Consider the following 19,703-nt stretch of genomic DNA (forward strand, 5'->3'; position numbering starts at 1 on the left):
TTAAAGGAGTTTACTCATGGAAGCTTTTCACACCCACACTGGAATCGGCGTCCCGTTGCGGCGCTCCAATGTCGACACCGACCAGATCATTCCCGCGGTCTATTTGAAGCGCATCACCCGGACCGGATTCGAGGACGGCCTGTTCGCCACCTGGCGCACCGATCCGTCGTTCATCTTGAATCTCAAGCCGTTCGACCAGGGTTCGGTGCTGGTGGCGGGGCCGGATTTCGGCACCGGATCGTCGCGAGAACACGCGGTGTGGGCGCTACTCGACTACGGGTTCCGGGTGGTGATCTCTTCGCGCTTCGCCGACATCTTCCGTGGCAATGCCGGCAAGGCGGGGTTGCTGGCGGCCCAGGTGGCCCAAGACGACGTGGAACTGCTCTGGAAACTCATCGAGGCAAGCCCGGGGCTGGAAATCACTGTCAATCTTCAAGATCGGAATATCACCGCCGGAACGGCGGTGGTGGCGTTCACTATTGACGACTACACCGCTTGGCGACTGTCCGAAGGGCTTGACGATATAGGCCTTACGCTGCGGAAACTGGACGAGATCGCCACCTTCGAGGCGGACCGCCCAGGTTGGAAACCGCGCACCGTTCCGGCTTCTTGACGGCACGCACCGGAGCCTAATTCCGGTCGATCGAGCGGTCTGGTCAGCACCCAAGGGCAGTAACCGGATTGTGGAATTCGCCGATAATCTCATCTGAAATTGCGCGTGGCTCTTGGATATCAGTGGTATCAGGGTTTACCGTGTGCTCTAGTCGGCTCAAGTAGGGCCACTGGTCTCGGAGGGATTGGATGAACAAAGCAGAGCTCATCGAGGTGCTCACAAAGGAATTGGACACCGACCGCCGGTCGGCGACCGAAGCCGTCGAGCACTTCGTCAATGCCATTGTGCGCGCCGTCCACAAGGGCGAGAGCGTCACCATCACCGGGTTCGGCGTGTTCGAGCGCCGTCGGCGCGCCGCGCGCGTGGCCCGCAATCCCCGCACGGGTGAGACGGTCAAGGTAAAGCCGACTTCGGTCCCCGCATTCCGCCCGGGCGCGCAGTTCAAGGCGATTGTTTCTGGCGCGCAGCGTGTCCCGTCCGAGGGGCTCGCGGTCAAGCGTGGCGCCGGCGCCAGCACCACGGCCGCGAAGAAGGCTGCGAAGAAGTCGCCGGCCAAGAAGGCCACCAAGGCCGCGGCCAAGAAGACCGCGGCGAAGAAGGCCACCCCGGCGGCCGCGAAGAAGACCGCGGCCAAGAAGGTGACCGCCAAGAAGACCGCAGCCAAGAAGGCGGCCCCGGCCAAGAAGGTGACCGCCAAGAAGACCGCAGCCAAGAAGGTGACCGCCAAGAAGGCGGCAACCAAGGCTCCGGCCAAGAAGGTGACCGCCAAGAAGACCGCAGCCAAGAAGGCTCCGGCCAAGAAGGTGACCGCCAAGAAGACCGCGGCCAAGAAGGCCCCGGCCCGCAAGGCGACCAAGGCCACAGCACGAAAAGGCCGTAAGTAACCACGAATAGCCGAGCGCCGCGGGTCAGTCCCGCGGCGCTCGGTTGTTCACACCAGCACTTGTTTCGCCAGCGGACTGCCCATGTGGTCCGCGGCGATCAGCCGCCCGCCCGCCAGCGACAGCACCCAGGTACTGCCCTTGCGGTTGCGCGACTTGTCGGGGCTCACGCCGTCGCGGGCACACCACCAGGCGATCAGGTCCGGAATCACCTTGCCCTGCGTACAGATAACCGGTGTGCCGCCCAGTCGGGCGATCTCCAGCACCCTGCGGCGGGCTTTCTTCGGCGTATCGGAGTAGGCCTCTTCGGTCAGCGTCGGCTCGTTGTGCACGACCACGCCCAGTTCGGCTGCCAGCGGTTCAACGGTCTGATGACAGCGGGCCCGGTCGGCCGCGTATACGTCGGTGGCGCCGAAGGCCAGCAACAGCTCCGTCAGCGCCTCGGCCTGCGCGCGGCCGTTCTTGTCCAACGGCCGCAGGGTGTCATCGCCGGAGAACCGGGACCGGCGCCCGGCGGTGCCGTGCCGCACGATCAACACCGTGCGGGTATCGGCGGGAGCCTTGGCGAACCGCCGCAATATCTTCCGATCGTAGGGATAGTGCAGTTCCTTGAGTGCCGCGCCGACCGGTAGCCAGACCAGATCGTCGACCTCGTGGTTGGGCACGAAGTCACCGCCCAGCGCCCGCGCGCTCCAATAGCGCACCTTCTTGACACCTTGGGTGACCGGGTAGCTCACCGAGCCCAGCCGACGCCCGAGTTCGGCATGCTGGCCGGTCTCCTCGAAAATCTCCCGCACCGCTGTCACCGGTTCGGTCTCCCCGGGATCGACCTTGCCTTTGGGCAGCGACCAGTCGTCATAGCGGGGCCGGTGAATGAGCGCCACCTCGACGGTCTTACGCCGAGTGCGCCACAGCACCGCGCCTGCGGCGTGGACGGTTCTGTTCGGCGGCACCGAGCCGTTCGACGAGGACTTTGTGTGCACGTTCACTCCTGCAGCTGGATTCGGGCCTCATCGACGAAGGTCGACGGCGGTTGCCGGCGGTCTCGGTTCAGGGATTGCGGTGTCGTTCCATCAGGGACACCTGGTGGTCGCGCACCGTCGCGCCCTCGCGCGGTGCCGCAGTCCATTGGCCGTCGGGCCCGAGTTCCCAGCAGCGGGTGGCCGGGTCCATCGCCGAATCGAACATGTCGCTCAGTTGCGCGCTCAATCGCGGGTCTTTCACCTGCACCATCACCTCGACCCGCCGGTCCAGGTTGCGGTGCATCATGTCGGCGCTGCCGATCCAGAATTCGTTGATGGCACTGCATTCGATGACGCGCGAGTGCTCCAGGAAACGGCCGAGAATCGACCGAACGACGATGTTTTCGGAGAAGCCTTCGACACCCGGACGCAGTGCGCAGATTCCGCGCACCACCAGCTCGACCTGCACACCGGCGCGCGAGGCGCGGTAGAGCGCATCGATCACCTGCTCGTCAACCAAGGAGTTGAGCTTCAGCCGGATCCGGCCCTGGCCGCCGCTGTCACGGTGCGCGGCGACCTCGCGTTCGATGCGTTCGACGATGCCGGCTCGCACGCCGTGCGGGGCCACCAATAGGTTGCGGTAGGTGTCCTTGCGCGAATAACCGGTCAGCGAATTGAACAGGTCGGTGAGGTCGGCGCCGATATCCGGGTCGGCGGTCAACAACCCGATGTCCTCGTAAAGCCGTGCGGTCTTGCTGTTGTAGTTGCCGGTGCCGATATGGCAGTACCGCCGGATCGCCGAACCCTCACGGCGCACCACCAAGGAGACCTTGCAGTGCGTCTTCAGCCCGATCAGGCCGTACACCACGTGCACGCCGGCCTGTTCCAGCTTGCGGGCCCATTTGATGTTGGCCTGCTCGTCGAACCGGGCTTTGATCTCGACCAGTGCCACCACCTGTTTTCCGGCCTCGGCGGCGTCGATCAACGCGGTGACGATCGGCGAATCACCCGAGGTGCGGTACAGCGTCTGTTTGATCGCCAGCACGCCCGGGTCGGCGGCGGCTTGTTCGACGAACCGCTGGACGCTGGTGGCGAATGAGTCGTAGGGGTGGTGCACCAAGACATCACCCTCACGCAGGGTGGCGAAAATGCTTTTGGGAGTTTCACGTTCGGCGAATGCCGGGTGGGTCGCCGGGACGAAGGTACGGTCCTTGAGGTCCGGACGGTCCTGCCGGTACACCTGCCACAACGACGACAGATCCAGCAGCCCGGGCACCTCGATGACGTCGCCGGGATTCACGTCGAGCTCCCGCAGCAGCAGCTCCAGCATGTTCTCGGTCATGTCGTCGGCGACCTCGAGGCGCACCGGTGACCCGAATCGGCGTCGCGCCAACTCCCGTTCCAACGCCTGCAGCAGGTCCTCGTCGCGGTCCTCTTCGACTTCGAAATCGGCGTTGCGGGTGATGCGGAAGGCGTGATGCTCGACGATCTCCATGCCGGGGAACAGCACCGGGAGGAACGCCGCGATCAACTCCTCCATCGGCAGGAAACGGATCTCACCGCGGCCCTCACCGCCCTTGGCGCCGGCGTCGAGTTCGACGAACCGGTCGACGTTATCGGGAACCTTCACCCGGGCGAAATGGCTCCCGCCGTCCTCGGGGCGCTTGACCGTGACCGCCAGGTTCAGACTGAGACCACTGACGAACGGGAACGGGTGCGCCGGGTCGACCGCCAACGGCGTCAGAACCGGGAACACCTGCTCTTGGAAGTACTCCGACAACTGCTCGCGTTCGTCCGGTTGCAGGTCGGCCCAGGTGACGATGTGGATGCCTTCGTCGGCGAGCGCCGGTCGCACCGACTCGAGGAACACCCGGGCGTGACGGGTGGCGATCTGCTGGGTCTGCTCGCCGATCCGGCGCAGTTGCTCACGTGGTGTCAGCCCGTCGGCCGAACGCACCGACAGTCCCATCTCGTCGCGGCGTTTGAGCCCTGCGACCCGGACCATGTAGAACTCGTCGAGGTTGGAGGCGAAGATCGCCAGGAACTTGGCCCGCTCCAGCAACGGCAGCGAGGTGTCGGCGGCCAGTGCCAGCACCCGCGCGTTGAAGTCCAGCCAGCTCAGCTCCCGGTTCAGGTAGCGGTGCGCGGGCAGCTCGTCGCCGGGGTCGGTCGGCGGGACCGCGGTGGCGGCCGGCGGGGCGCTCGGCGTGGCGTCATTGGGGCGCCAGTCCGTTTCGTCGGTGCGCGGCTCGGTGCGTTGGCCGACCTCGATTTCATCCACTCCGAGATCATTACTCATCGCGGGTGGCACTGCCACCGGTCTTGGCTTGCGCGAGTGCGCGCGCCGTCGCCGGACCGACCCCCAGACGCCGCGCCACCGCCAGGTCCTCGGGGGTGTCGATGTCGCAGCGCAATCCCGGCCAGACTCCGGTCAGCTCCAATGCGCCGGATCGCCGATGCCGCGTCGACGAATCCCGGCCGAACCGCGGGTCCAGGGCGGTACCGAACGCGAACAGCGCAGCGGTGCCCATGCCGTGCCGGTCGGCGACGAAGCTGCGCGGGTGGGCGCGGGCTGCGGCGATCGCCTCGTCGAGCTCGTAGGACTGCAATGCCGGCAGATCGCCTTGCAACGCAACGATATTGCGCACCGAGTCGGCCACCGCACGTTCGGCAGCGGCCAGCGCGTTGTTCAGCGGGTCCCCGTGCCCGTCCGGGGTCGGATCCGCCAGCACCGCTGCGCCCAGCTCGGCCGCGGCCGCCGCCGCGGCCGCGTCGGGGGTGACCACGGTGATGTGCTGCACGCCTTGGACCGCCGACGCCGCGGTGATGGTGTCGACCAGCATCGCCAGCACCACGGCCTCTCGCAGCGGTGCCGGAAACGCCGGCGCCAGCCTGGTCTTGGCCACGCTGAGCCGCTTGACAGCGATGATCAGGCCGATCCCGGATTCCTCGGCCATGGCGTTCACAACCGACATCCTGCCAGCGCCGGGTTCGGCGACCGACGCATCGTCCTCGCCGGCAGCCGGCGGTGGACCGGTTTATCCGGCTCCGTCCCGCTAGGGTGAACCCCCTATAGGGAGGTGGTGTGCATTGGGCACCGAGGGCGCTGAGGACACTGTCGCAGTGATGGGAGCCGGGGCGTGGGGCACGGCACTGGCCAAGGTGCTCGCCGACGCGGGTAGCCAGGTCAGGCTGTGGGCGCGTCGGTCCGACATCGCCGCCCAGATCAACGAGACCCGACGCAACCCCGACTATCTGCCGGGCTTCACCGTGCCGGAGGCGGTCCGCGCCACCACCGACGCCGCCGAGGCGCTGGACGGCCTGACCACGGTGGTGCTTGCCGTGCCGGCGCAGACCATGCGGGCCAACCTCGCGGCGTGGACGCCGCAGCTGACCGACGGTGCGACCCTGGTCAGCGTGGCCAAGGGCATCGAACTGGGCACCCTGATGCGGATGAGCCAGGTGGTCGCCGCGGTGACCGGGGTAGACCCCGGACAGGTCGCCGTGGTGTCGGGCCCCAACCTGGCCGCCGAGATCGCCGCCGAGCAGCCGGCCGCGACGGTGGTCGCCTGCACCGACTCGGGGCGCGCCGTGGCGCTGCAGCGAATGCTCAACACCGGCTACTTTCGCCCGTACACCAACGCCGATGTGATCGGCACCGAGATCGGCGGCGCCTGCAAGAATGTCATCGCCCTGGCCTGTGGGATGGCGGCCGGGGTGGGTCTGGGCGAGAACACCGCCGCGGCGATCATCACCCGCGGGCTGGCCGAGATCATCCGCCTGGGTGTGGCGCTGGGCGCCAAAGGTGCCACGCTGGCCGGCCTGGCCGGGGTCGGCGACCTGGTGGCCACCTGCACATCGCCGCGGTCACGCAACCGGTCGTTCGGTGAGCGGCTCGGCCAGGGCGAGGCCATGCCGCCGCTACCCGGGTCGGCGGGTCTGGCGGGCACCGCCGACGGTCATGTCGTCGAAGGCGTGACGTCGTGCCAGTCGGTGCTGGCGCTGGCGTCGAGCTACGACGTGGAGATGCCACTGACCGAGGCCGTTCACCGCGTTTGTCACACCGGCCTGTCGGTCAACGAGGCGGTGGCGCTGCTGCTGGGACGACGCACCAAGCCGGAGTGAGTCCGGCGTTGCCGTACCCTCTGGCGTGTGAATTCCCACGCACGCACCCGGGTGGCCGTCGTGTTCGGCGGCCGCAGCAGCGAACACGCGATCTCCTGCGTGTCGGCGGGCAGCATCCTGCGCAACCTGGATCCGCAGCGTTTCGAGGTCATCGCCGTGGGGATCACGCCGGAAGGGTCGTGGGTGCTCACCAGCGGCGATCCGGACGCCTGGGCGATCAGCGGCCGGCAACTGCCCGCGGTGAGCAAGGCGTCCGGCGCCGAACTGACGCTGCCCGCTGACCCGCAGCGCAGCGGCCAGCTGGTCGCGTTGTCCGGCGGGGCGCCCACGGAGCTGCTGGCGTCGGTCGACGTGGTGTTCCCGGTGCTGCACGGTCCCTACGGCGAGGACGGCACCGTGCAGGGGCTGCTGGAGCTGGCCGGCGTGCCCTATGTGGGTGCCGGAGTGCTGGCCAGCGCCGCCGGGATGGACAAGGAGTTCACCAAGAAGCTGCTGGCGGCCGAAGGGCTGCCGATCGGTCCGTACGCGGTGTTGCGGGCCAACCAGGCGACGCTGTCGATCGAGGACCGCGAGCGCCTGGGGCTGCCGTTGTTCGTCAAACCGGCGCGCGGCGGATCGTCGATCGGGGTCACCCGGGTGGCGTCGCATGACGAGCTTCCCGCCGCCATCGCCGAGGCCCGCCGGCACGACCCGAAGGTCATCGTCGAGGCGGCCATCGTCGGCCGCGAACTCGAGTGCGGGGTGCTCGAATTCCCCGACGGCACCGTGGCGGCCAGCACGGTGGGGGAGATCCGGGTGGTGCGCGGCTGCGCCGAGCATGACGACTCCTTCTATGACTTCGCCACCAAATACCTCGATGACGCCGCAGAACTCGACGTGCCCGCAAAGATCGACGATGAGGTCGCGGACACGGTGCGGCAGTTGGCGATTCGTGCGTTCGCCGCGCTGGATTGCCAGGGGCTGGCGCGGGTGGACTTCTTTCACACCGACGCCGGTCCGGTGATCAACGAGATCAACACCATGCCCGGGTTCACCACGATCTCGATGTACCCGCGGATGTGGGAGGCCAGCGGGGTGGACTACCCGACGTTGCTGGCGACGATGGTCGACACCGCGCAGGCCCGCGGCGTGGGCCTGCGCTAGCGCGTCTTCCCTCGCGAATGTGCGCGTCCCCGCCCGACACGCCGGGAGCTCAAACGTTTTTGCGCACGTTGGCTAGCCAGGCGGACCCGGCCTGATCGGCACGGCATCCAGCCTGTCGGCGATCAGATCGGACAACTCCTGGATCGGCGTCGGCCCCGAACCCCGGGGCAGCGTCAGCGCCAGATAGACCTTCCGGTCGACGGCATACCAGGTGGCGCGCTCGCCTTCGCGGACTTCGAACCACTGCACCTGATCGACCACCTGGATGGGCGAGCCCACCACGAAGTCGGCCGGTCGGTCCAGCCCGCAGCGCAGCACCACCGTCCCGTTCGCGCCGGCCGTCCAGGCCGCCGCGCCGTCGGGTGCCGGGTCCGCGATCTCGGCTCGGTGATAATCGCCCAGCTGCTGGGGCAGCCCGTCGAGCACGGCACGGCAGGCCGCGCCGCCGGCATGCGGGGCAGGCACCGTGGCGATGCGCAGCGGCTCGTCCGGTTGGCTTTCCGGCCGGTGCGCGGCCGCGACCGCCAACGCGGCCACCACCGCGGCGACGGCGACCACCAACGCAGCGATCAGCGCAACACGCGGCGGCCCGTCGGTGTCGTCCCCGGGATCGATCAAACCCGCCTACCTAATCTGTTCGCACTTACACTCCAGGCTGTGCGCGGTAACGAGCCCACGCTGGGTCAGCTTGGAGAGTTTCCCATGATCGACCGGCTGGTGGCCGGTCGGCGTCAGCCCGGCAGCACCGAGCTGGGGCCCGGCGACGACGCGGCGGTGGTGCGCTGCCCCGACGGTCGCACCGTGATCTCCACCGACATGCTGGTGCAAGGCCGGCATTTCCGGCTGGACTGGTCCAGCCCGCACGACGTCGGCCGCAAGGCGATCGCGCAGAACGCCGCCGACATCGAGGCGATGGGCGCGCGGCCCACCGCGTTCGTCGTCGGCTTCGGCGCCCCGGCGGATACCGCGGCCGCCGATGCCGCGGCGCTGGCCGACGGGATGTGGGACGAAGCCGCGCGATTGGGTGCCGGTGTGGTCGGCGGCGATCTGGTGCAGGCCGACTCCTGGGTGGTCTCGGTGACGGTGCTCGGTGAGCTGGCCGGCCGGACGCCGGTGCTGCGCTCCGGGGCGCGGCCCGGCGCGGTGGTGGCGGTGGCCGGCGAGCTGGGCCGGTCGGCGGCGGGTTACCGCCTGCTCGGTGCCGCCGTGTCCGAGTTCGATGAGCTGCGACGACGCCACCTCGTCCCGGAGCCGCCCTATGGGCAAGGGGCGGCGGCCGCGGACGCGGGGGCGCAGGCGATGACCGACGTCTCCGATGGCCTGCTCGCCGATCTGGGTCACCTGGCGTCCGCGTCGCAGGTGACGATCGAGGTGTCCACCGCCGCGTTGGCGGCCGATCAGCAGGCGTTGGCCGCGGCCGCCACGGCACTCGGCGCGGACGCCTGGACATGGGTGCTGGGCGGGGGCGAGGACCATGCGCTGGTCGCCACATTTCCCGGCGCGGTTCCGGCCGGCTGGCGGGCGATCGGACGGGTCGCCGACGGGCCGGCCCGGGTGCTGGTCGACGGGGCGCCATGGGATGGGGATGCGGGCTGGCAGTCCTACCAGAGCTAGGGTGGCGCGGTGAGCGTCTACGTGATCGCCCAGCTCCGATTCACCGACCGCGCCGCTTACGACCGGTATCAGGCGGAGTTCGCCGGCGTCTTCCGTAGTCATTCGGGAACGCTGCTGGCCGCCGACGAGTCACCGGAGGTCGTGGAGGGGCACTGGGACCGGGAGAAGGTGGTGCTGATGTCGTTTCCCGACGAGGACGCATTCCGCCAGTGGGCCGAATCGCCGGAATACCAGCGCATTTCGCAAGACCGGCAAGCCGGCGCCGATACGGTGGTCCTGCTGGTGAAGGGGCTGGCGTGACCCCGCGCCCACTTGTTGAACTCGTCGAGTCCGGTTGGGCTGCCGCACTGGCGCCGGTGACCGAGCACGTCGCCGCGATGGGGCGGTTCCTGCGGGAGGAGACGGCAGCCGGACATCACTACCTGCCCGCCGGGCAGAACATCTTGCGGGCGTTCACCTTTCCATTCGACGCGGTGCGGGTGCTGATCGTCGGCCAGGACCCGTATCCGACTCCCGGGCACGCGGTGGGCCTCAGCTTCTCGGTCGCCCCCGATGTGCGGCCGCTGCCGCGCAGCCTGGAGAACATCTTCACCGAATACACCGCCGACCTGGGTTATCCCCGGCCGGCCAACGGTGACCTGTCGGTGTGGGCGCAACGCGGGGTGCTGCTGCTCAACAGGGTGCTCACGGTGCGGCCGGGCAATCCCGCGTCGCACCGGGGCAAGGGGTGGGAGGCGGTCACCGAATGCGCGATCCGCGCGCTGGTGGCCCGCAGTCAGCCGATGGTGGCGATCCTGTGGGGCCGCGACGCGGGGACGCTGAAACCGATACTGGCCGACAACTGCGTCGCGATCGAGTCACCGCACCCGTCGCCGCTGTCGGCGTCGCGGGGATTCTTCGGATCCCGGCCGTTCAGTCGCGCCAACGAACTGTTGGGACAGCTGGGAGCCGAGCCGATCGACTGGCGTCTGGAGTAGCGCCGATCAGTCGTCAGCGAGGGTGCGTGGAAACGGTGCCGACCACGGCGTGGCGGCCGGGGACGCGCACGCTCGCGCAGGAAGGGGCAGGGAGCGGGCTCAGCCGCGGAGGACCTTGCCGGCTTTGATGCAGGAGGTGCAGGCGTTCAGGCGCTGCTTGTTGCCGCCGGGACGGGCAGCGTGGACCACCTGGATGTTCGGGTCCCAGCGACGGCTGGTCCGACGATGCGAGTGGGACACCGACTTGCCGAAGCCCGGTCCCTTTCCGCAGATATCGCACACCGCAGCCATATGTGACACTCCTCAAAACGTCTGCTTGAGGGCCAACAACCTCAGAGCGGGTGGCCCGACAACCTGATCAGGATACCCGCCGGGCCGGACAACACCAAAACGCCCCGCCCCGGCTCTCGACGCGGTGTGAGCTGTGGTGTCGCCCGGAATGATTAGGCTTGCAGCCACCGGAGATGGCGGCAGGAAGGTGCGTGCAGGTGGGCAACCCGGATCGTCGGCTGGATGCGGCCACCCTGCGGGACTGGGCGCACACCGCGGTCGGCGATCTGATCACCCACACCGACGAGATCAACCAGCTCAACGTCTTCCCGGTCGCCGATTCCGACACCGGCACCAACATGCTGTTCACCATGCGTTCGGCGTTGGCCGAGGCCAACACCGAGGCCGCCTCCGGCGAGGTGGCCCGGGTCGCCGCCGCGCTGTCGTCCGGGGCGCTGCACGGGGCCCGCGGTAACTCCGGGGTGATCCTGTCGCAGATCCTGCGCGGCCTGGCCGATGTGACCGCCGCCGAAGAGGGCACCGCCGACCCCACCGTCGTTGATGCCGCGCTGCTCGGCGCCGGCCTGCGGCACGGGGTCGAGTTGGTGATCACCTCGATGGGCGGTCGCGAGGTGCCCGGAACCATCGTCTCGGTGCTGCAGGCCGCGGCGGCCGCCGTCGAACAGTGCGCCGCCCGGGGGGCGGCGTTGGCCGTGGCGGTGACCGCCGCCACCGATGCCGCCGCTGCCGCGCTGGAGAAGACCACCGAGCAACTCGACGTGCTGGCCCAGGCCGGCGTCGTCGACGCCGGTGGCCGCGGCCTGCTGGTGTTGCTCGACGCGCTGCGCTCGACGATCACCGGCCAGGCACCCGTGCGGCCGGTTTACCAGCCGTCGCCGCGGCCGCGTTCGGCGGAAGCCGTCACCGAGCAACCCGCACCGCAGTTCGAGGTGATGTACCTGCTCGGCGAATGCGCGCCCGAAGACACCGAAGCGCTGCGCGAACGGCTGACGCAGCTCGGCGAATCGGTGGCGATCGCGACGTCGGGGGTGGTCGGCGGTTATTCGGTCCACGTTCACACCGACGACGCCGGTGCCGCCGTCGAGGCGGGCCTCGCATTCGGCCGGCCGCGGCGCATCCAGATCTCGGCGCTGGCCGGGGCCACCGGCCTGCCGCCGGGCAGCTGGGCCCGCGAGCGCGCGGTACTGGCGGTGGTCGACGGCGAGGGCGCCCAGGAGTTGTTCGATTCCGAGGGTGCCTGCGTGCTGCGGCCCGACGCGCACAGCGCCGACCCGACCATGATGGTCACCGCCCAGCAGTTGCTGCGGGCGGTGGTCGACACCGGTGCGGCCCAGGTGATGCTGCTGCCCAACGGCTACGTCGCCGCCGAGGAGTTGGTGGCCGGGTGCACGGCGGCCATCGGCTGGGGCATCGATGTGGTCCCGGTTCCGACCGGGTCGATGGTGCAGGGGTTGTCCGCACTGGCGGTCCACGATCCGGGCCGGCCGGTTGTCGACGACGGCTACACCATGGCCCGGGTGGCCGGTACCACCCGGCACGGCTCGGTGCGTGTCGCCACCGAGCAGGCGCTGACCTGGGCCGGCACCTGCCGTCCCGGCGATGGGCTCGGCATCGCCGGCGACGAGGTGTTGATCGTGGCCGGCGACGTCGGTACCGCCGCAATCGGCCTGATCGACCTGCTGCTGGCGGCCGGCGGTGAACTGGTCACGGTGCTGATCGGGGCTGAGAGCGACGGCCTGGAGGGCGATGTCGTCGATGTGCTGGCCAAGCATGTGCATGATCGGCATCCGGGCATCGAATTGGCGGCCTATGTCACCGGGCACCGGGGCGACGTGTTGCTGATCGGGGTCGAGTAGCGATGGTCACGCTGGCTGATCGGCTGGATTTCATTGTCGGCTCCGATGCCGCCGGAAAGCTCAACGATGCATTCGGAATCCGTACCGTCGGCGACCTGCTGCGGCACTATCCGCGCAGCTACGTCGAAGGCACCGGGGTCCGCGGCGCAGCGGACAGCCGCCCCGAAGAAGGCGACCACATCACCGTCGTCGACACCATCGGCTCCGCGGTGCTCAAAGACATGCAGCGCCGCAAGGGCAAATACCTCGCCGTCACGGTCGGTAGTGGACGCAACAAGGTCAGTGCGACCTTCTTCAACCCCAAAGGCCTGCGTTGGCGGCTGACGCCCGGAACCCGGGTGATGCTGTCCGGCGAGGTCAAACTGTACCGGGGTGCGATCCAGCTCACCCATCCGGACTTCCTGGTACTCAAGGAAGCCGACGGCGCAGCGCAGCAACACAACTTCGGCAGCAGCTCGCTGCGCAACATCGCCGACGCATCGCAAAAGGTCAGCGGGCAGATCAGCCAGGCGGACTTCGAGCGCAGCTGCTATCCGATCTATCCGGCCACCGCGAAACTGCAGAGCTGGGACATCTTCGCCTGTGTCCGGCAGGTTCTCGCGGTGCTCGATCCGGTTCCCGACCCGCTGCCGGCCGCGGTGCGTACCGAACGTGGTCTGCTCAGCGAAGACGAGGCGCTCCGGGCGATCCACCTGTCGGAAAAGGCAGTCGAACGGGACCGTGCCCGCGATCGGCTGGCCGTCGACGAAGCCTTCGGTTTGCAATGGGCGCTGGCGATGCGCCGGCACAGTGAACTGTCCGAATCCGGCTTGCCTGCGCCACGCCGTGCGGACGGGTTGGTTGCAGAACTGCTGCGGCGGTTGCCGTTCGAGCTGACGGCCGGGCAGCGTGATGTGCTCGACGTATTGAAGGCCGAGCTGGGTGAGACGCGCCCGATGAACCGGCTGCTGCAGGGCGAAGTCGGGTCGGGAAAGACGATCGTGGCGCTGCTGGCGATGCTGCAGCTGGTTGATGCCGGCTATCAGTGCGCTTTGCTGGCTCCCACCGAAGTGCTTGCCGCCCAACATGTCCGATCGATCCGCGACATGCTCGGACCGCTGGCGCTCGGCGGTCAGCTGGGCGGGTCGGACAATGCCACCGCGGTGACGCTGCTCACCGGTTCGATGGCGGCGGCTGCCAAGAAGCAGGCTCGCGCAGAGATCGCGGACGGCCGGGCTGGCATCGTCGTCGGAACCCATGCCCTGCTGGTCGACGCGGTCGAGTTCGCCAACCTGGGTATGGTGGTCGTCGACGAACAGCACCGGTTCGGCGTCGAGCAGCGAGACCGGTTGCGCGCCAAAGCCCCCGACGGCATCACCCCGCACCTGTTGGTGATGACCGCGACACCGATTCCGCGGACCGTCGCGCTCACCGTCTACGGTGACCTGGAGACCTCCACGTTGCGTGAGCTCCCGCGCGGCCGCCAGCCGATCGTCAGCTCGGTGATCTTCGAAAAAGAGAAGCCGGCCTGGCTGGAGCGGGCCTTTGCGCGGATACGCGAGGAGGTCGCCGCCGGCCGGCAGGCCTACGTGGTGGCGCCCCGCATCGACGAGTCCGACGACGGCGCCAAGTCCGGCGCGGCCGAGGAGAACGGCCGGACCTCGGCCACCGCGGTGGGCCTGTTCGATCAGCTGCGGGCCGGGCCACTGTCCGGGTTGCGGTTGGGCTTGATGCACGGACGGCTCAACGGCGACGAGAAGGACGCGGTGATGGCCGCGTTCCGCTCCGGGGCGGTGGATGTGCTGGTGTGCACCACCGTGATCGAGGTCGGCGTCGACGTGCCCAACGCGACCGTCATGCTGATCGCCGATGCCGACTGGTTCGGCATCAGCCAACTGCACCAGCTGCGCGGCCGGATCGGCCGCGGTGAGCACGCCAGCCTCTGCCTGTTGGTGACCTCCAGCAGCCCGAAATCCAAAGCCGGGAAACGTTTGGAGGCCGTCGCCGGAACACTGGACGGATTCGCGCTGGCCGATCTGGACCTACGCGAGCGCGGCGAGGGAGATGTTTTGGGCCGCAACCAGTCCGGTTGGCGCGGCGGCCTGAAACTGCTATCGCTGGCCGATCACGGTGAGCTGATCGAAGCCGCCCGCGACTTCTGCGTGCGGGCATGGGCTGCCGACCCGTCCGACCCCGGATTGGCACTGCTGGCCGAGCCTTTCGCCGACATCGAATATCTGGACAAGGCATGAATCCCAGCCGCAAGACCCTGCTGTGGCTGGCCGTGGCGGCCCTGCTGGCCGTCGTCGTCGCCTTGCAGACCGTGTCCGCGGCGAATCATCGCAGTCGTGCCATCGCCGCGCAGGCCGGCATGCCCACCGTGGCGCCCGGCGCCGACGTGTTGGCCGGGATCACGGTGGTGCCGGCCCGCACCCACCGCTATGACTACCGCCGGTCGCTGTTCGGCGACGCCTGGGACGACGACAACGACGCCCCCGGTGGGCGCAACGGCTGCGACACCCGCAACGACGTCCTCAACCGCGACCTGGTCGACATCACCCATGTCTCGACGAAACGCTGCGCGGCCGCGGTGGCGACCGGGACCCTGCACGACCCCTACACCAACGCCACGGTCGCCTTCACCCGCGGCGCCAAGATCGGTGAGGCGGTGCAGATCGACCACATCGTGCCACTGGCCTACGCCTGGGACATGGGCGCTGCCGCATGGCCGTACCGGCAGCGGCTGCGTTTCGCCAACGACCCGGCCAACCTGCTGGCGGTCGCCGGGCAGGCCAACCAGGACAAGGGCGACGCCGGGCCGGGGCAGTGGATGCCGCCGAACAAATCGTTCGCCTGCCAGTACGCCGTCGCTTATATCGCCGTGCTGCGCGGCTACGCGTTGCGCCTCGACCAGCCGTCGGCCGACGCGCTGCGCGAAGCCGCTGCGACGTGTCCGGCCGGATAGGGCTGCAACTGCGACGCCGCTCGCCGGTGGGGCGGGATGGGATCAGACCCCGGTGTAGGTGAGCGGGTCTTCGCGGAAGCGGGTGCCGTCGTCGAGCCCGTTGAGGCTGGCCATGTGTTCGTCGGCCAACTCGAAGCCGAACACGTCGAGGTTGGCGGCGATGCGTTCGGGCTGGGACGACCGCGGGATGACCACGTTGCCCAGCTGCAGGCTCCACCGGATCAGCACCTGAGCCGGGGTCTTGGAGTACTCGCCGGCGATCGCGGTCACCGCCGGATGGTCGAGCAATCGGGCCACGCCCAGCGGGCTGTAGGCCTCCGTGACGATGCCGCGCTCGGCGTGGAGGGCCCGCAGTTCGGCCTGGTTGAGCAGCGGGTGCAGCTCGATCTGGTTGACCGACGGCGTCTCGAACGCCAAGTCGATGACGTCGTCGAGGTGCGCGGGGGTGAAGTTGCACACCCCGATCGAACGGGTCAGGCCCTGCTCCCTGGCCTGGATCAGGCCGCCGAAGCTGTCGACGTACATGCCCAGCGCGGGGGCCGGCCAGTGGATCAGGTACAGGTCCACATAGTCCAGTCCGAGCCGCTCCAGGCTGGCTTGGCAGGCCTGGATGGCGGCGGTCAGCCCCTGGTCGGCGTTGGCCAGCTTGGTGGTGACGAACAGTTCCTCGCGCGGGACGCCCGACGCGGCGATCGCCCGGCCCACCGCGGCCTCGTTGCCGTACACCTTGGCGGTGTCGATCAACCGGCAGCCCGACTCGAGCGCGGCCGCGACCGCGCGCTCGGTCTCGGCGTCCGACAGTTCGGCCACTCCGAGGCCCAGCGTCGGCATGGAATGGCCGTCGTTGAGCGCAACGGTGGGGATCGCAGTTCCCGGCGTCATCTCACCTACCTGTGTAATCGAATGTGCGTGGATCGGGTCCCAGTCGGGCGCGGTCGTCGAGCGAGGATATCGCGGCCATCTCGGCCGCGCCGAGTTCGAAGTCGAAGACTTCGACGTTGCTGATGATGCGCTCAGGGTTCACCGATTTCGGAATCACGATATTACCGAGCTGAAGATGCCACCGGATGAGCACCTGCGCCGGGGTCCGACCGCAACGCTGCGCGACCTCGGTGACCGCCGGATGCGCCAGCAGCGAGCCGCGGCCCAGCGGCGCCCACGCCTCGGTGGCGATACCCAGTCGGGCGTGCACTTCACGCAGTTCGGGCTGGCTGAACCGCGGGTGTAGTTCGACCTGGTTCACCACCGGCACGATGCCGGTCCCGTCGATGAGCAACTCGAGGTGTTCGCGCTCGAAGTTGCTCACCCCGATCGAGCGGATCCGGCCCTGATCGCGTAGGTGGGCCAGCGCCCGGAAGGTGTCGACGAATTTGCCACGTGCTGGAAGCGGCCAATGGATCAGGTAGAGGTCCAGGACGTCCAGACCGAGCCGGTCCATGCTTTTGTCGAACGCCGTCAGCGTCGAATCGTATCCCTGATCGGCGTTCCACAGCTTGGTGACGAGGTACACCTCGTTGCGTGGCAGCCCCGACGCCGCGACCGCACGGCCGACCTCACGCTCGTTGCCGTACAGCGCCGCGGTGTCGATGTGACGGTATCCGGCCGCAAGTGCGGTGCTCACGGCCCGTTCGGTATCGGCGGGCGAAATCTTGTAAACCCCGAAACCGAGGCGGGGGATCGAATTACCGTCGTTGAGCGTGACCGAGCGCAAGTTACTTCGAACAGTCATGCCACGCAGTCTGCCAGCCGGGACCGGCCCCGGCGCGGCCACGCGATGGGCCGAACAGCTGCAGAGCACCGTCTTCAACGTCGGTATGAAGGTGACGCCGATGCTGCCGATCGGGTTACAGCGGCTGATGACCGGTGGGCGGTCGGTGACCATCGACGGCAACACCCTGGACCCGACGTTGCGGCTGGCGTTGGCCGGGCAGCGTGCGGTGGGCATCAACGGCATCGTCGTCGACGACGACGCAGCAGCCTCCCGGGCCCAGCTGCGGGAGCTGACCGCGGGGCTCGGCGGGGCCGACATCCACGGCTGCGAGGTTCGTGACATCGCGCTGCCCGGCCCGGCCGGCGAGATCGCCGCCCGGCACTACCGCCCGGTCGGTGGGCCGGACGGCCCCGATGGCACCGCCCACCCGCTGCTGGTCTTCTATCACGGCGGCGGATTCGTGGTGGGGGACTTGGATACCCACGACGCCGTATGCCGACTGACCTGCCGCGACGCCGATGTCGCGGTGCTGTCGATCGATTACCGGCTGGCCCCCGAACATCCGGCGCCGGCCGCCCTCGACGACGCCTATGCGGCGTTCCGGTGGGCCTGCGAGCATGCCGCGGATCTGGGCGCGATCCCGGGCCGGGTCGCCGTCGGCGGCGACAGTGCCGGTGGCAACCTGGCTGCCGGGGTGGCGCTGCTGGCTCGCGACGACTCCGGTCCGGCGCCGATCCTGCAGTGGCTGCTCTACCCGGTGACCGACTCCGCGGCGGTGACCCGCTCGCGCACGCTCTACGGCGATGGTTACCTGCTCACCAAGCACGACATCGACTGGTTCACCGCCCAGTACGTGGGCCGCTCGCAGCTGGAGCCGACCGACCCGCGGGTGTCACCGCTGCTGGCCGGCGACCTGTCCGGGTTACCGCCCGCACTGATCGCGGTCGCCGGCTTCGACCCGCTGCGCGACGAGGGTGAACTGTTCGCCGCGGCCCTGCGCGACGCCGGGGTCGTGGTCGATCTGCGACGGATGCGGTCGTTGACGCACGGTTTCATCAATCTGTTCGGCTTGGGCGGCGGCAGCGCCACTGCGACGGCCGCGTTGATCTCGGCGCTGCGCGCCCACTTCAGCCGCAGCTGAGCCGCCGAGCCCGCGCCGGTACGCTGAACCGCAAAACCGACCACCGAACACGAGGATCAACCGACTGTGGCCAGCAAACCCAAACGCCCCGGCGCCTCCGGCTTGAAGGCCGGCGATCACAAACGCAACCTTGCCATGCAGATCGGGCTCATCGCCATCGTGGTGGTGTTCGCGGTGGGACTGATCGGCTACATCGTGGTGTCCAACAGCCACAAGAAGGGCGCCGGGGCCGGTGAAGCGGTCCGGGTGACCTCGAGCAAGCTGGTCACCAAGGACGGCACCGACGAGCCCAAGGCGGTGCTGACGTTCTACGAGGACTTCCTCTGCCCGGCCTGCGGCAACCTCGAACGGGTGCTCGGCCCGACGGTGTCCCGGCTGATCGACAGCGGGGCGATCGCGGCCGACTACCACATGGTCGCGATCCTGGACCGGTCGCAGAACGACAATTACTCATCACGGGCGGGCGCGGCGGCCTACTGCGTCGCCGACGAGAACATCGACGCGTTCCGCCGGTTCCACACCGCGCTCTTCACCGCCGAACTGCAGCCCTCCGAGATCGGCACGGAATTCCCCGACGACAAGCGGCTGATCGAGCTGGCCCGCCAAGCCGGCGCCGCCGGCAGCGTTCCGGCCTGCATCAACAGCGGCAAATACCTCAAGATGGTGGGCGGCATGGCCCAGTCCGCCGGCATCCACGCCACCCCGACGCTACGCATCAACGGCGAGGATTACCGCCCGTCGACCCCGGAAGCCCTGGTCTCGAAGATCCGCGAGATCGTCGGCGACCTGCCGGGTATGGACGTGCCGGCCCAGGAGTCGTGAGCATCGCCGCGCCGACGGAATCACCCGCGCCGCCGGCACCGGGGACGCAGCCGGCGGCGTCCACGGCCTGGTTGACGCTGATCGCCGGGGTCATCGGGTTGGCCGCCTCGGTCACGCTGACCGTGGAGAAGATCCGGCTGCTCACCGATGCCGCCTATGTGCCCTCGTGCAATCTCAACCCGGTGCTGTCCTGCGGACCGGTGATGGCCACCCCGCAGGCATCGGTGGTGGGCTTTCCCAACCCGCTGATGGGCATCGTGGCGTTCACTGTCGTGGTGGTCACCGGTGTGCTGGCGGTGACGAAAGTGCCGCTGCCGCACTGGTATTGGGTCGGTCTGGCGATCGGGACGCTGGGCGGGGCCGGCTTCGTGCACTGGCTGATCTTCCAGAGTCTGTATCGAATCGGCGCGCTGTGCCCCTACTGCATGGTGGTCTGGGCGGTCACCATGCTGCTGCTGGTGACCTTCGCAGCCTTGGCATTGCAGCCCGGTCGCATACACAAAAGTTTGCAGCTTTTGCACCGGTGGCGGTGGACGCTGATTGCATTATGGTTTATCGGGTTATTCCTGTTGGTATTCATCAGATTTCAGGACTACTGGTTGACGTTGATCTAAGGGGTGCGG

20 protein-coding genes are annotated in these 19,703 nt (G+C 68.6%); 13 read left to right on the top strand and 7 right to left on the bottom strand.

All coding sequences use genetic code 11. The features are described from left to right. The first annotated feature begins 16 nt into the window (after nucleotides 1-16). Nucleotides 17-613, top strand: a complete 597-nt coding sequence (gene leuD, locus G6N19_RS16705; protein ID WP_013829619.1) for a 3-isopropylmalate dehydratase small subunit — start codon at nucleotides 17-19, stop codon at nucleotides 611-613. Nucleotides 614-801: 188 nt separating this feature from the next. Continuing rightward, nucleotides 802-1,497: an HU family DNA-binding protein gene (locus G6N19_RS16710; RefSeq protein ID WP_013829618.1), complete on the top strand. Its 696-nt coding sequence runs from the start codon at nucleotides 802-804 to the stop codon at nucleotides 1,495-1,497. A gap of 47 nt (nucleotides 1,498-1,544) precedes the next feature. On the opposite strand, the gene mutT1 is transcribed toward G6N19_RS16710, so the two are convergent. The 3 genes from mutT1 to cofC form a co-directional block, all read right to left on the bottom strand. Continuing rightward, nucleotides 1,545-2,477: an 8-oxo-(d)GTP phosphatase MutT1 gene (gene mutT1, locus G6N19_RS16715; protein WP_193465321.1), complete on the bottom strand. Its 933-nt coding sequence runs from the start codon at nucleotides 2,475-2,477 to the stop codon at nucleotides 1,545-1,547. Nucleotides 2,478-2,544: 67 nt separating this feature from the next. After that, nucleotides 2,545-4,755 carry an RNA degradosome polyphosphate kinase gene (locus G6N19_RS16720; protein WP_041318291.1) on the bottom strand — a complete coding sequence of 737 codons (2,211 nt, stop codon included), beginning with the start codon at nucleotides 4,753-4,755 and terminating at the stop codon, nucleotides 2,545-2,547. Then, nucleotides 4,748-5,431 carry a 2-phospho-L-lactate guanylyltransferase gene (gene cofC / locus G6N19_RS16725; RefSeq protein ID WP_041318288.1) on the bottom strand — a complete coding sequence of 228 codons (684 nt, stop codon included), beginning with the start codon at nucleotides 5,429-5,431 and terminating at the stop codon, nucleotides 4,748-4,750. The genes G6N19_RS16720 and cofC overlap by 8 nt, the downstream gene beginning before the upstream one ends. 151 nt (nucleotides 5,432-5,582) lie before the next feature. On the opposite strand from cofC, the gene G6N19_RS16730 reads away from it, so the two are divergent. Further along, nucleotides 5,583-6,581: an NAD(P)H-dependent glycerol-3-phosphate dehydrogenase gene (locus tag G6N19_RS16730; protein WP_049792895.1), complete on the top strand. Its 999-nt coding sequence runs from the start codon at nucleotides 5,583-5,585 to the stop codon at nucleotides 6,579-6,581. Between the two features lie 27 nt (nucleotides 6,582-6,608). Beyond that, nucleotides 6,609-7,724: a D-alanine--D-alanine ligase family protein gene (locus G6N19_RS16735; protein ID WP_041318285.1), complete on the top strand. Its 1,116-nt coding sequence runs from the start codon at nucleotides 6,609-6,611 to the stop codon at nucleotides 7,722-7,724. A 72-nt stretch (nucleotides 7,725-7,796) separates the two neighbouring features. Here G6N19_RS16735 and G6N19_RS16740 read toward each other — a convergent pair whose 3' ends face one another. Continuing rightward, complete coding sequence (locus G6N19_RS16740; RefSeq protein ID WP_013829612.1) at nucleotides 7,797-8,342, bottom strand: DUF3515 domain-containing protein; 546 nt, start codon at nucleotides 8,340-8,342, stop codon at nucleotides 7,797-7,799. An 84-nt stretch (nucleotides 8,343-8,426) separates the two neighbouring features. Between G6N19_RS16740 and G6N19_RS16745 the strand changes: the two genes are divergently transcribed. Genes G6N19_RS16745 through G6N19_RS16755 form a run of 3 tightly spaced genes read left to right on the top strand, consistent with a single transcriptional unit; the run spans nucleotide 8,427 to nucleotide 10,315 of the window. Further along, nucleotides 8,427-9,338 (top strand): thiamine-phosphate kinase, encoded by a 912-nt coding sequence (locus G6N19_RS16745; protein ID WP_232062712.1) that lies wholly within the window; start codon nucleotides 8,427-8,429, stop codon nucleotides 9,336-9,338. A gap of 9 nt (nucleotides 9,339-9,347) precedes the next feature. After that, on the top strand, nucleotides 9,348-9,638 hold the full coding sequence (locus G6N19_RS16750; protein ID WP_083039043.1) for a DUF1330 domain-containing protein: 291 nt from the start codon (nucleotides 9,348-9,350) through the stop codon (nucleotides 9,636-9,638). Next, on the top strand, nucleotides 9,635-10,315 hold the full coding sequence (locus tag G6N19_RS16755) for a uracil-DNA glycosylase (RefSeq protein ID WP_193465323.1): 681 nt from the start codon (nucleotides 9,635-9,637) through the stop codon (nucleotides 10,313-10,315). The genes G6N19_RS16750 and G6N19_RS16755 overlap by 4 nt, the downstream gene beginning before the upstream one ends. 99 nt (nucleotides 10,316-10,414) lie before the next feature. Here the strand turns inward: G6N19_RS16755 and rpmB are convergent, their stop codons facing one another. After that, nucleotides 10,415-10,606 (bottom strand): 50S ribosomal protein L28, encoded by a 192-nt coding sequence (gene rpmB, locus G6N19_RS16760; RefSeq protein ID WP_083039039.1) that lies wholly within the window; start codon nucleotides 10,604-10,606, stop codon nucleotides 10,415-10,417. A 173-nt stretch (nucleotides 10,607-10,779) separates the two neighbouring features. On the opposite strand from rpmB, the gene G6N19_RS16765 reads away from it, so the two are divergent. The 3 genes from G6N19_RS16765 to G6N19_RS16775 are packed head-to-tail and all read left to right on the top strand — an operon-like array spanning nucleotide 10,780 to nucleotide 15,406. Next, a complete protein-coding gene (locus G6N19_RS16765) occupies nucleotides 10,780-12,462 on the top strand; it encodes a DAK2 domain-containing protein (protein WP_041318277.1) in 1,683 nt (560 codons plus the stop codon). A gap of 2 nt (nucleotides 12,463-12,464) precedes the next feature. Then, nucleotides 12,465-14,693: an ATP-dependent DNA helicase RecG gene (gene recG, locus G6N19_RS16770; RefSeq protein WP_193465324.1), complete on the top strand. Its 2,229-nt coding sequence runs from the start codon at nucleotides 12,465-12,467 to the stop codon at nucleotides 14,691-14,693. Then, on the top strand, nucleotides 14,690-15,406 hold the full coding sequence (locus tag G6N19_RS16775) for an HNH endonuclease family protein (protein ID WP_013829605.1): 717 nt from the start codon (nucleotides 14,690-14,692) through the stop codon (nucleotides 15,404-15,406). The genes recG and G6N19_RS16775 overlap by 4 nt, the downstream gene beginning before the upstream one ends. Nucleotides 15,407-15,448: 42 nt before the next feature. On the opposite strand, the gene G6N19_RS16780 is transcribed toward G6N19_RS16775, so the two are convergent. Beyond that, entirely contained in the window at nucleotides 15,449-16,288 is an 840-nt protein-coding gene (locus tag G6N19_RS16780) for an aldo/keto reductase (protein WP_193465325.1), read from the bottom strand. Between the two features lies 1 nt (nucleotide 16,289). After that, entirely contained in the window at nucleotides 16,290-17,135 is an 846-nt protein-coding gene (locus G6N19_RS16785) for an aldo/keto reductase (protein ID WP_041319985.1), read from the bottom strand. On the opposite strand from G6N19_RS16785, the gene G6N19_RS16790 reads away from it, so the two are divergent. The 3 genes from G6N19_RS16790 (at nucleotide 17,134) to G6N19_RS16800 (ending at nucleotide 19,694) form a co-directional block, all read left to right on the top strand. After that, the gene (locus tag G6N19_RS16790; RefSeq protein ID WP_049792894.1) at nucleotides 17,134-18,258 is read left to right on the top strand and encodes an alpha/beta hydrolase; all 1,125 of its coding nucleotides are present in this window, start codon (nucleotides 17,134-17,136) and stop codon (nucleotides 18,256-18,258) included. The two genes, G6N19_RS16785 and G6N19_RS16790, sit on opposite strands and share 2 nt — an antisense overlap. Before the next feature lie 66 nt (nucleotides 18,259-18,324). Then, a complete protein-coding gene (locus G6N19_RS16795) occupies nucleotides 18,325-19,080 on the top strand; it encodes a DsbA family protein (protein ID WP_013829601.1) in 756 nt (251 codons plus the stop codon). After that, a complete protein-coding gene (locus G6N19_RS16800; protein ID WP_193465326.1) occupies nucleotides 19,077-19,694 on the top strand; it encodes a vitamin K epoxide reductase family protein in 618 nt (205 codons plus the stop codon). The genes G6N19_RS16795 and G6N19_RS16800 overlap by 4 nt, the downstream gene beginning before the upstream one ends. Nucleotides 19,695-19,703: the final 9 nt, after the last annotated feature.

The sequence above is a fragment of the Mycobacterium novum genome, assembly GCF_010726505.1.
Lineage (GTDB): Bacteria > Actinomycetota > Actinomycetes > Mycobacteriales > Mycobacteriaceae > Mycobacterium > Mycobacterium algericum.